The 11,517-nt window shown below is 60.6% G+C and carries 10 protein-coding genes and 1 tRNA gene; 3 read left to right on the forward strand and 8 right to left on the reverse strand.

The genetic code is table 11. The features are described from left to right. Positions 1–116: 116 nt before the first annotated feature. Both TO66_RS11080 and TO66_RS33280 read left to right on the forward strand, forming a co-directional pair. Complete coding sequence (locus TO66_RS11080; protein WP_044462340.1) at positions 117–410, forward strand: hypothetical protein; 294 nt, start codon at positions 117–119, stop codon at positions 408–410. A 113-nt stretch (positions 411–523) separates the two neighbouring features. Next, positions 524–630 (forward strand) — tRNA-OTHER (locus TO66_RS33280). Between the two features lie 1,010 nt (positions 631–1,640). On the opposite strand, the gene TO66_RS32510 is transcribed toward TO66_RS33280, so the two are convergent. From TO66_RS32510 to fabF, 3 genes are all read right to left on the reverse strand, one after another. Continuing rightward, positions 1,641–2,831 (reverse strand): acyltransferase, encoded by a 1,191-nt coding sequence (locus tag TO66_RS32510; RefSeq protein ID WP_082061068.1) that lies wholly within the window; start codon positions 2,829–2,831, stop codon positions 1,641–1,643. Between the two features lie 758 nt (positions 2,832–3,589). Then, a complete protein-coding gene (locus tag TO66_RS11095; protein ID WP_044462343.1) occupies positions 3,590–5,449 on the reverse strand; it encodes a type I secretion target in 1,860 nt (619 codons plus the stop codon). Between the two features lie 344 nt (positions 5,450–5,793). Beyond that, the gene (gene fabF, locus TO66_RS11100; RefSeq protein WP_044462344.1) at positions 5,794–7,062 is read right to left on the reverse strand and encodes a beta-ketoacyl-ACP synthase II; all 1,269 of its coding nucleotides are present in this window, start codon (positions 7,060–7,062) and stop codon (positions 5,794–5,796) included. 116 nt (positions 7,063–7,178) lie between these two features. Between fabF and TO66_RS11105 the strand changes: the two genes are divergently transcribed. Beyond that, positions 7,179–7,685: a helix-turn-helix domain-containing protein gene (locus TO66_RS11105; RefSeq protein WP_044462345.1), complete on the forward strand. Its 507-nt coding sequence runs from the start codon at positions 7,179–7,181 to the stop codon at positions 7,683–7,685. 46 nt (positions 7,686–7,731) lie between these two features. Here TO66_RS11105 and TO66_RS11110 read toward each other — a convergent pair whose 3' ends face one another. The 5 genes from TO66_RS11110 to TO66_RS11130 form a co-directional block, all read right to left on the reverse strand. After that, the gene (locus TO66_RS11110; protein WP_044462346.1) at positions 7,732–8,145 is read right to left on the reverse strand and encodes a VOC family protein; all 414 of its coding nucleotides are present in this window, start codon (positions 8,143–8,145) and stop codon (positions 7,732–7,734) included. A gap of 218 nt (positions 8,146–8,363) precedes the next feature. After that, positions 8,364–9,827, reverse strand: a complete 1,464-nt coding sequence (locus TO66_RS11115) for a GDL motif peptide-associated radical SAM/SPASM maturase (protein ID WP_044462347.1) — start codon at positions 9,825–9,827, stop codon at positions 8,364–8,366. Between the two features lie 146 nt (positions 9,828–9,973). After that, the gene (locus TO66_RS11120) at positions 9,974–10,555 is read right to left on the reverse strand and encodes a DUF1842 domain-containing protein (protein WP_044462348.1); all 582 of its coding nucleotides are present in this window, start codon (positions 10,553–10,555) and stop codon (positions 9,974–9,976) included. A 52-nt stretch (positions 10,556–10,607) separates the two neighbouring features. After that, the gene (locus TO66_RS11125) at positions 10,608–11,243 is read right to left on the reverse strand and encodes a DUF1842 domain-containing protein (RefSeq protein ID WP_044462349.1); all 636 of its coding nucleotides are present in this window, start codon (positions 11,241–11,243) and stop codon (positions 10,608–10,610) included. Positions 11,244–11,279: 36 nt separating this feature from the next. Continuing rightward, a complete protein-coding gene (locus TO66_RS11130; RefSeq protein WP_044462350.1) occupies positions 11,280–11,468 on the reverse strand; it encodes a DUF1843 domain-containing protein in 189 nt (62 codons plus the stop codon). Between the last annotated feature and the right edge of the window lie 49 nt (positions 11,469–11,517).

The raw sequence follows: 11,517 nt of genomic DNA on the forward strand, positions 1-11,517 counted from the left end.
TAAATTGGGGAGCTTCGCTCACGGTAGACCGATGGACATTCCATTCGTCAGTGCCCGATTGATGGTCGGCGCCTTGTGAGTAGCATGCTGTATTTTTATACAGTGTAGAGCTTGCCATGTACTTCCTGATTACCCCTCGCCGTCGCAATAGGGTCGCGCTGTCGAAAGAAGAGCTCAGGCGAACGCCGCCGGTTAAGGGCGATATTCACATCTACGAGTGTCGGAACGAGCAGCTTGGCCGGGCTACTTTCAGTGCATGGGTTTTCAATTCAGGGTCAGGGCCTGACATTCTCCCGCAGCTTCATGACGTGAAAATCACCGGCATGGCCCAGGGCGGGATGAACTTGAATGGCATCGAGCAGATTGGCGACGTGTTCTATGCGCAATCGTGGTGGTGTCGTGCTGAGTGAGGTGGGGGGGGGAGCTTTGTTCGGTCGGCAGGACGCCGGAGGAGGGATGCGCAAAACCTATGCTGCAGGCCGCGTATTATCGTTTGCATAAGCACAAATTTTATTGAATTTTGCGGGGTGAAATTTAGGTATTTTTTCTTTTAATTCAGTGGCTTAGACTTCTAACGGTATAAGCATGGGGTGCTAGGGGTCGAGTGTTCGAATCACTCCGTCCCGACCATATTTTTCAATGACTTAGCCCAATCTGAAAAGGTTGGGCTTTTTCATTTGTGGGGACATTTTTGGGAGTTCATCCTGTCCTCCTCTTCGAAAGCGTCAGCACAGGCCGCGTGAGTCCGTAGCTGAGACTCTATTGCAGGGTCAATCAGCTTCTCAAAACTTCGCGTCATGGCTGTGTTGCTTTCGCTCAGTCCGCGCTGTTGGTCGATAACCGACTTGGCTAAGGTATCGAACAGCACCAGGCGCTCGTTGCCATTCTTTACGCCGAATCGCTCGCTACGGCTGTCAAAGTCGAAAGGGGATCAGAAAAAACCTGGTCTCAGCTCCGGCACCTGCATTTCCCAATCTCACCTCAAGTACAGACCTACTATTCACGGCCCCGTGTTTACCTTGAAGGGACATCTTCTGCAGGTACGTTGGTAGTTCTCCCAAGGGGATCCGCAGTTGTGGCATTTGCCATGGGGATCCTTGCCCGCGGTAAGCATGCTTCAGGTTCGTTCGGAATTGTATTCGGGGCGGGAGGCGAGACGCTGGATAGAGTTGCGCCGCTCGACGGCTTAGCACGTTCGTAAAGGGGTGAGAGTGTTGGCCGGGACGAGTAGGGCACTTCGGAAACGTCTCGCAGACATGTCGGCGCTGCCGCTCTTGTTATTGCTACGTTGCTCAGTCTGTTTTCCTGGTTATCCGATGACTGCACTATGGGCTGTGGCGAATTGCTTCCGAATTGTGGGTTAGCGCATCCATTCGATGCAGAAACGCCTCATCCTTGCATTTGACCGACTTGCCATGAGTTGCCCCCTTACGCTCATGGCGGCGAGGTTTTCTTGCTGCTGAATAGCTTCTCCCAGGCCTCAGGGAGGATGTCTCATCTGCCTTGAATAGGCGGAAGCGTTTCCGGTGTCCGGCGGTGTGTGGTTCGCTGCCTGCCGATCATGGGGGTATTGTGAATGTTACAGGCAGCGAGCGCCTCGACCTCGACGAGCAAGTCTTCGAGGAGGCAGGCGCCTAGGATTAGCTGATTGGGATAGTACCTGGTTTAACCAGTCTGACTTTTTCATGCGATCCGCGATTCATGTAGCCTAATAATTTGTTTCTAATGAAATCACTCAATCGAACCTCTAGGTATTTATGCGAGAGGGTAGCAAAAAATATGGAAAGCCCGACTACAACCAAAGAAAAGCTGGGGTCTCTTATGTATTCCCTAAAACTTGTCTCCCACAGCACGTCGAAGACCGGCTTGACGAAGAACGGATGAATCAGATATAGCGAATAAGATATGTTGCCGACCCAGATTAGCCATGCCGGGAACTTTAGGTGCACGGTCTTGCTGGTAATAGTCAGGGCGAGGAACATAAGGGCCAGTGACCATCCCCACTCGTTAAGTCCCATGCCGAACGAAAGCTTTGAGAGATTTGCCCATACGGCGATTGCCGCAGTAAGTGCACAAAGAAAGATTGCGAAAGATTTATTTTCGATTTTGAATTTAGAGAAATATATCAAGCCGATCGCAACCCCGGCAGCAAACTCCCAAATCAGCGGAGAGGTGAGGAGTGCGAGGTAAGACTTAAACCCATAGTTGACACGAGCATCCAGAGAGGGTGTTAAGCCATAGGCCAATGGCAGAGCAATCAGGGTTGCGGAGATTAAGGAGAAGAAGATGAGCCATCTGAACGTCCTGAAAACCAAACAGAATGCAAATAAAGCGTAGAAATAGATTTCGTAATTCAAAGACCATCCAGGGTATAGGGCGCTCCCTCCGAGTAGTGGTGCCAGCTCAGAATCCATGTTTAACGGAATGAAAATGATGGAAACCAATACGTCCCATATGGAATAGGGGAAATGTGCTCCTAGAAAACTATCGACTACAGTAACGGTGGCCCAAAATATTATGGTTAAGATGGCGTAAGTAGGCCAGACTCTAGAAAGACGCTTTATTAGGAAGATAAGTGAGCTTTTTGCTGATGACTCGACGCCTCTTGTTGAGTACGCCATGATGAATCCACTGATTATGAAGAATAATGGTACCCCAGCACCACCGCCCGAAAAGAGCCAGTAATAAATTCCAGAGTCCTTTGGTATGTTCTGTTGCTGTATTGTGTGAAGCATTAAAACCATTAAGGCAGCTATTCCGCGTAAGGCTTGGATGAAGTCCAATTTACCATCGCGGTTATTTATGTTGACGCTAGAGTTGGCAGCAGTCATGAAGAGCCGTCCGAAAGCATTGATTTTTTAAGTGCTGAATGTGAGGACCCAGGCAGGCCCGGCAAGGTGGCCGGTATTTTCAGTCTTTTCTCTGAGAATTGATAGCTTATAGCTACCTCCCATGAGGCTAGTCGATGACGAAAACGGGACGCTCATGGCCGCAGTTGATGATCAATCCAGAGTAGTAGGCATAGATTGTGGCGTAGCGTTAAAGCTGAACTGAAATGAAACGGCCAGACGTCATGCCCTGTTTTGAGGCTGGGGATAATGAGAGACGATTGCCTCGCTGTGCTTACGTCTTCGCCTGACTATGCGCAGCTATATTGTCGGCTTCCGGATCTCATCTTCCAGCAAAGCGATATGTTGACTGCAGGTAATTAGGCGACGAGTTGTGGGATGGGATTGCATTATTTTTGGTCAGCCGAGTGCTGGAGAAGAGCGAGGAGTTTTTCGGGGATTAGTGAAGTGCGGTTTGGTCCGCACGGCGTCGTTTGCAGTAAGCATAGGTAAGGTCGAGTAAAATCAGCACGTTATGTGCATGTTCAGGTATAGGGTGCTAGGGGCGAGTGTTCGGATCATTCCATCCCGATCCTATTCTTAAAAGAGATCGAGCACTTGGTTGGCTGATCTCTTTTTTCGTTCAGGGCTGCGCAAAATCTGCGTAAACCCTTCAGTGCCCCAGCAAAAAAAAGCCCACCCAACGGTGGGCCCTTTTTATTTCCGGGCGGGTTCCGGCGGTTAGACGTAGCCGTCGAGCTTCAGACCAGGCTGATCATATCCGCGCTCAGTTGCGCGGGGTTGAAGCCGACCAAGGTGATGCTGCTGTCGCCGGCGACGATCAGGCTGTCGCTGCCTTGCTGGCTGGTGGCGCCGATGACGGCAGCCGCGGAGGCGAACAGGGACTTGGAGAACACCAACTGATCGAATCCGTTCTGGTGAACGTTGAAGTCGCTGATCCGGTCGTGGCCGAAGCCGCCCTGGTCGAAGACGAACAGGTCGCTGCCGACACCCCCGCTGAGGGTGTCGTTGCCCTGGCCGCCCACCAGTACGTCGTTCTGGGCTCCACCATAGAGGGCATCGTCGCCACTGCCACCGAGCAGGACGTCGTTGCCGTCGCCCCCGTGCAGCAGATCGTTGCCGGCGCCTCCTTCAAGCCGATCGTTGCCGCCCTGGCCGAAGATCAGGTCGCGGGCGGCGGTGCCTTTCAGGGTGTCTGCCAGTTGTGTGCCTTCGGTGGCCCTGGCGTAGCTCTTGTCCGCGCCGAACAGGCCTTCGTAGTCGAGCTTGCCGCTGGTTACGGTATAGGCCGGGGTCAGCACCTGGCCCACGCTGCCGAAGAGGCCGCCGACGATGGGCAGGTCGCCCAGGGCATTGGCCAGGCTGGTTTCGAACTCGACATGTTCGACACCGTGCAATTCCTTGAGGCCATAACGTCCGCTGGTGTCGTTGAGAAACAGGCTGCCATCGCTCAGGCGGACGGCTTCGTAGCTGGACGCGGCGCCCTTGAGGAAAACTTTGTCGTCGCCAGCGCCGGCCGCGACTATGTCGGTACCCGTGCTGACCCTGAAGCTGTCGTTGCCGGCAAACCCGTCGAGGAAGTCATCGTTGCTGCCGTCCTGCAGTTTGTCGTCGCTGCCCGTGCCGAGGAGGAAGGCCGGGGTGCCGAAGTGGTTGGAGGTCGCGGTCTGTTTGTCGCTGACCCAGGTGAAGGCTCGGCTGACCGGGTCGAGGTTGCTGATGACGATGGTGCTATCGCGCTCGATGTAGTCGTAGAACGTCGATTGGCCGATGCGCTGGATGGGGTTGATGAAAATACCTTCGATGTGCGCGACCCAGCCGCTGAGATTGGCCACGGAGAAGGGCCCGTTGGGCCAGGTGGGCAGGGAGTAGACCGTGTCGAACAGCACGATGTTGTCGGTGCTCGAGCTGTAGTTGGCGTCGCTGCCTTTCAGGGCGTCGATGATGGCGCCGCCCAGGTCGGTCTGCTCGCCGATGAGCCGGTGCACGATGTCGTTCTCGAAGCCGAAGTTGAAGATGCCGTCGTCGTTGCCGACTTTGGGCGAGGCCATGCCGAAGTAGTCCGAGTCCTTGAAGAAGCCGTCGGCCAGGGTGTCCTTGCCCAGGTACATGCTGTTGGTCACGGAGCCGCCCTGGCTGTAGCCGGTGACCAGTACATCCTTGCCTGTCAGGTTATGGCCGGTGGCGTAGTCCTTGATCGAGTCGAGCAGGTAGTCGTAGCCACGGATATAGGAGTTGTCGATCATTGCCGGGTATCCCAGCAGGTCCGTCAGCGAGTTGGTGCCGGCGATCGAGAAGCCCATTTTGATCAGTTGGCCGCTGTCGTTGTACTGGCCGAACACCCTGGCCTGGGAGCCGAATACGTTCTCGCCCTTGAAGCTGCCGGTAAGGTCGAGATGACTGCTGTCGACGTTCAGCTCGCTGGCGCTGATTTCGCGCCAGCCCTGGGGCAGGGCGAAGGTGTTGCCTTCGCCCAGGACCGCCCCGGGTATGTTGTAGAGCGCCCCTACCGTCGCTACACCGCTGGTGTAGGTGGCAAGGTTCCAGGCATCTGAAATTAGGACCCGACCGTCTTGGCCCTTGTAGTCGAATATCGCCATGGTTCGTTTTCCCTCACAAACTTGAGAAGTCATGAAAAAAAACAAGAGCTGAAGTCTTCTTGTTCTTCTTCGCTCGGATTTCGAAGCCGGGTGGGGCGCTCCGGAATCTGCGCTCAAGCTACCCATTCATGAGGAAGGTGTGGGGCCTGCGATTTTAAGTTGGCACGATCGTCCTTAAAAAAGCCGGATCCAGCCGCTAGAAAACCCGCTTTATTACCGTCCGGTTATCTTGACGCTGGCTCGCGGCTACCCATGCTCGATGGCCCAGGCCCTGCGGGGGGAAACCAGCGAAGGATGCAGCGAACCCGTGCTGCAACCTTCACCGGTCGAATCGTGAACGGCGATTACGCCCAGCGCCGGAACAGCACGCTGGCGTTCACCCCGCCAAAGCCGAAGCCGTTGGACAAGGCGTATTCCATTGCCATTGCCTGGGCCTGGCCGCGAATCAGGTTGAGGCCTTCGGCGCTGGGGTCCGGGGCTTCCAGGTTGAGGGTGGCGGGGGCGATCTGGTCGCGCAGCGCCAGGACGGTGAAGATCGCTTCGATGCCGCCCGCAGCGCCGAGCAGGTGGCCGGTGGCCGACTTGGTCGAGGCGATGGCCAATGGGCTGTCGTTGCCGAACACTCGCTTGATCGCCGCCAGCTCGCCCTTGTCGCCCACCGGGGTGGAGGTGGCGTGGGCATTCAGGTGCTGGACCTGGGACGGTTCGACGCCGGCCTGGCGCAGCGCCTGCTGCATGGCCCGGCGGGCACCGTCGCCATCTTCGGGGCCGGCGGTCATGTGGTAGGCATCGGCGCTGGTGCCGTAGCCCACCAGTTCGGCGATCGGCGTAGCACCTCGGGCCAGGGCATGTTCCAGCTCCTCGATCACCAGCAGGCCGGCGCCTTCGCCCATCACGAAACCGTCGCGCGCCTGGTCGAAGGGCCGCGAAGCGCGTTCCGGGGTGTCATTGAAGTCGCTCGACAGGGCGCGCGCGGCGGCGAAGCCGGCGAGGCTGACCCGGTGAATCGTGGCTTCCGCGCCGCCGCAGACGGCGACATCGATCTCCCCGGCCCGGATCATCCGCGCGGCGTCGCCGATCGCCTGCACGCCGGCGGCGCAGGCAGTGACCGGTGTCCCCAGCGGCCCCTTGAAACCGTACTGGATCGACACATGGCCGGCGGCCATGTTGCTCAGGAAGGACGGAATGGTGAACGGCGAAAGGCGCCGCGGCCCCTTGCTGTCGGTGGTGCGCACCGCGTCGGCGATGGCCGGGAAACCGCCCACGCCCGTGGCGATGATGGTGGCGGTCCGCTCCTGCGCCTCGGCAGTCTGCGGCGCCCAGCCGGCCTGGGCCAGCGCCTCTTGCGCGGCGGCCAGGGCGAAGAGGATGAAACGGTCCATCTTGCGTTGTTCCTTGGGCGCCAGGACGGCGTCCGGATCGAAGCCGGCCTGCGGGTCTTCGAGGCGATCGGGCACCTGGCCGCCGATGCTGATCGGCAGGTCGCCGACCAGTGCTTCCGGTAGCCGGCGGATGCCCGATTGGCCGGCCAGCAAGCGTTGCCAGATCTGTTCGACGCCGCAGCCCAGCGGGGTCACTGCGCCCATGCCGGTGACGACAATGCGTTTGTTCATGGCCTTGGTGCTCCTTTCATCTCGTGTGGGGTATGTCGCTCTATGGACGTCACTATCATCATGAAAGTAACATGGCCGCACGCCAAATAGGCAATTGCGATAGCCGAGGAACCGCCATGCAACGCAAGACCCTGCTCCACGACGAATGCCCGATCGCCCGCAGTTTGGAGCGAGTGGGCGAGTGGTGGAGCATCCTGATCATGCGCGACGCCCTGCATGGCCTGCGGCGTTTCGAGGAGTTTTCCCGCAGCCTGGATATCGCCCCGAACATGCTTACCCGGCGCTTGAACTCCCTGGTCGAGGCCGGGTTGCTGGAGCGCCAGGCCTACAGCCAGCGACCGTTGCGCTACCAATATGTGCCGACGGCCCGGGGCGAGGATTTCCGTGTGGTGCTGATGGCGTTTGTCGCCTGGGGCAATCGGCATTACGCGCCGGAGGGGGAAAGCGTGCAGATTGTCGAGCGTGCCACCGGGCGGCCGGTGCAGCCGATGATGGCGGATCGCGTCGATGGCCGCCCGGTGCCGTTGGAGCAGTGCACGGTCCAGGCCGGGCCGATGGCCAGCGAAGGCATCCGCCAGCGGCTGGCCGCCCTGCAGGTGCTGGAGGCCGGGCGGGAGGCCTGAGACGCGCGGTGCTATGTGGCGCCGGGGGATCGAGAATGGGCGCCCGTCACTGGTCCTTTTCGCAGTTGACCATCCATGAGGCGCCGAAGCGGTCCACCAACATGCCGAAGCGCGCCGCCCAGAAAGTGGCCTCCAGCGGCATGTGCACCGTGCCCTGGTCCGCCAGCGCGGCGAACACCCGTTCGGCCTCGGCGATGCTGTCGACATTCAGCGATATCGAGCAGCCCTGGATACCCGAATACGGCCGGTCGGGCGTGGTGTCCGAGCCCATGATGGCCTGATCGCCGACCACCAAGCGGGTGTGCATGACCCGGTCGTGGCAGTCCGCGGGCACATGCTCGCGGGCGGGGCTCTCGCCGAAGGTCATCATGACTTCGAGGGTGCCTTGCAGGCACTGGGCGTAGAATCTGAAGGCGGCGGCGCAATCGCCGTTGAAGATCAGGTAGGGATTGATTTTCATGTTGGACTCCCGGTGGGCAGTGGGGGCAGGCGTCGGGGGTAATTACCCCGGCGACCGCGATCCGATGGATGACGACCCCACTAGCAAAGCCTGAATCCGGGTGGCAATGGGCTCGTGCTTAGACGGTTTTCTCATGCTCGCGTCGCGGGTTATCGCGTTGGCCTGTCTGTGTCCGCGGCGACCTGGCCCGCCGCCGGACGGCGGCAGGCCTTGCCGGCTTACATCAGTTGGCTGCGGGGCATTCCCAGGAGGTTTGTCAGGCGGTCCATGATCGCCTGTTGCCGGGCGCGGTCGGCCAGGTAGTCGGCCTCGGCGCTGGCCACGTCGGCCGAACAGTGCGGGCAGGTGGTTTCGTGGGCATGGATATACTGCCGGCAGCTGCGACATAGCGCCAGCTGGGTGGGCAGGCGTCCTTCCTCGGGGGATTTCTGCCCCTGGTTGACCCAGGCCAGCTTGATCACCTGGCCGCTGTCATTGACGCTGCCGATGGCTTCGCCGGTCTCGATGCGTTCGGTGATCAGGTCGAAGCGACCGACGGCGAACGAGGCCTTGGCGGCGTCCTCGAGTTTGACGATGCGTTCGCGCAGGCCCTTTTTCTGCAGGTCCAGGGCGCGGTAATGGCAGTACGGATTATTGCCGGGCTTGCCCAGCAGCGAGTGCGAGGTCCAGGTGCAGCCGCCGCGGCACACGTCGTTGTAGTAGCAGGTGCGGCAATAGCCCCAGAGGTCGTCGACCGAGCGCAGGCGGCCGAAATGCATGCCTTCGCTGTAGTGCCAGATGTCGTGCAGGTTCATGTCGCGCACATTGCCGCCGGAAAACCCCACCGTCGCCAGCGACGGGCAGCCCTTCACCGTGCCGTCGGCTTCCAGGGCCAGCACCGTCTGCCCGGCGGCGCAACCGCTCCAGTGCACGCGCTCGTCGCCGAAACCGCGCCACATATGTTCGTAAGGGCCGTAGTAACCGATGTTGTTGCCGATGTTCATCAGCAGGCCGCGCTCCTGGCCCTCGCGGTAGAGGCGTGCCAGCAGCGGCATGACCTCCAGCAACTGGTAAGGCTGCAGCAGCAGTTCCGGGTGATCTACCGCGTTGCCCATGGCCACCGTCAGCTGGATCTGCCAATGGCTGGCGCCCAGTTCGATGATCCGCTCCATCAGCTCCGGCAAGTCGGGCAGGGTAGCGGCGCCGATCTGTGTGTTGACGCTGACCGCGAGCCCGGCCTGCTCGGCGCGGCGCAGGGTGTCCACGGCCTTGTCGAAGGAACCGGGGACGTTGCGCACCGCATCATGCAAAGGCGCCAGGCCGTCCAGGGATACCCCCACGCCGTTGAGCCCGGCCTCCACCGCGGCCTGCATTTTCGCCGGGGTCAGGTTGCGTCCGCCGGTCTGGATCGCGCAGTAGATACCGTGGTCGTGGATGGCCTGGATCAGGCGCGTCCAGTCCTTGCGCAAATAGGCTTCGCCGCCGATCAGGGTGATTTCCCGGGTGCCGAGGGCGGCCAGGGCGTCGATCACTTCCAGGCATTCCTGGGTGTTCAGTTCGTTGGGGCGGCGATGGCCGGCGCGCGAGCCGCAATGCAGGCACTTGAGGTCGCAGGCGAGGGTGATCTCCCAGACCACGTGCACCGGCACGTAACGCTTGAGGTCGGTTTCGCTGAGGTAGCGGGCGGGGCGGTTGGCTGACATGGGCGGTCCTTGCGCGCACAGGCGCGGCACAAGCCTGGGGGAAGTCCGCGCGAGCCGGGCGCTGCCGGCCCCGGCGGACACCGGGTTCGCCAGTGGCGAGCCGGGCCCGGCCCTGGGGAAGGAAGGCCAGGCCCGGACGCCGCCGCTCAGCGAGCTTCGAGGCGGGCGATCTCTGCGTTCAACTGCTGCAGGGCGCTGCGCAGGGCATCGCTGCTGGCCAGTTGCTGCTCGCCCTGGCGGACCACCGCCTTGAGCTGGGCCAGGTCACCGCTGCCCTGGGCCTGTTGCACCGCCACCGCATACAGCGGCACCGGATGATGCGGCACGGGTTCGGGGTGCGGGGTCGACGCCTGGCTGACCGTGGCGTGCTGCACATCCTGCCAGTTGCCCTGGGAGCAATACTTGTAGCTGGCGAAACCGCTGGCCCAGTCGAGGCCGAGGATGCCATGCAGGTGGAAGGTTTCGCCGATCTGGCTGGTGGGGCCGCTGGGATTGCCGGCCAGCGTCAGGACGATGTGGCCTTCGGTCGACGGGTGCAGTTGCAACCGGGAATAGTCGCCCCACACGTCGGCGAAGAAATGCACCGGCGGATAGGTGCTCTTGAACACGCGGGCCACGCCGCTGACTTTCTTCTGCACCGTGTTGACCAGCAGGTCGAGGGTCAGAACCGGGGCCCCCAGCAGCGCCGTGGTGACGTGGAGGCGAGTATGGAACAGTCCAGTTTGCATGGTGCAACTCCTTGTTGATGTTCGGGGAAGCCGGGTTGGCGAGGGCTGCGGGTCAGCGGCGCTCGAGCTTGCCGATTTCGTCCTTGGCCGCGTCCAGCGCGTTGCGCAGTTGGGGCAACTGCTCCAGTTGCTGCCGGGCCTGGCTGGCGAGGACCTTCATCTGGGCCAGGTCGCCGCTGGCGATGGCGCCGTGGATCGGCGCGGCGTACAGCGGGTGGATCGGCGGGTACGCCGGCAACGCCGCGGTGCTTTGCTGCGGGGCCTGGAGAGCGTAGGAGTGGGCTGGGTCGAGCAGCTGGGCCGGCACGTTTTCCACCGTTACCCAGCTGTGGTCGTTGTAGTACTGGTAGGTGGCGATGCCGTTCTTCCAGTCGTTGTCCACCACCAGCTTAATCTTGAAGGTGATGACCGAGTTCGAGCCCGGTCCGCCCTGGTTGCCCTGGGCGGAGATCAGGATCTTGCTCGAACTGGGGGGCATGACGGTGAGGTAGGTGTATTGCCCCCACACATCGGTCGGCAGCTCCAGCGGTGGGCTGACGGCCTGGGTGATGAGCGATGTGCCGCGCACGCTCTGTTCGGGGGTATAGACCAGCAGGTCGAGGGCCAGGCTCGGCGCGCCGGGAATCGGCTCGCCGATCCGGTAGCTGAGGGGAAACAGGCCAGCAGGGGACGAATTGAAACCGGACATGATTGCCTCCAGTGCATTGAAAAAAGGATGCAGCGTTCAGCGCTGCTCCAGACGGGCGACTTCCTGTGCCAACTGTTCGTAGGCGCTGCTCAGCTCCCGGGATTCCTTCTGGGACGTATCGCGTTGTTTGAGCAGGGACTTCATCTGCGGCAGGTTGCCGACGGAGATTGCTTTCTGGATCGCCACTCCGTAGGGCGGAATGACATGTTGCGAGGATGAGCTCATGGCGTTGCCTTCCGTGGGGTTGTAGAGACTGCGCTATCCGGCAGCTTTT

Origin of the sequence: Pseudomonas sp. MRSN 12121, from assembly GCF_000931465.1 — a bacterium.
Classification (GTDB): Bacteria; Pseudomonadota; Gammaproteobacteria; order Pseudomonadales; family Pseudomonadaceae; genus Aquipseudomonas.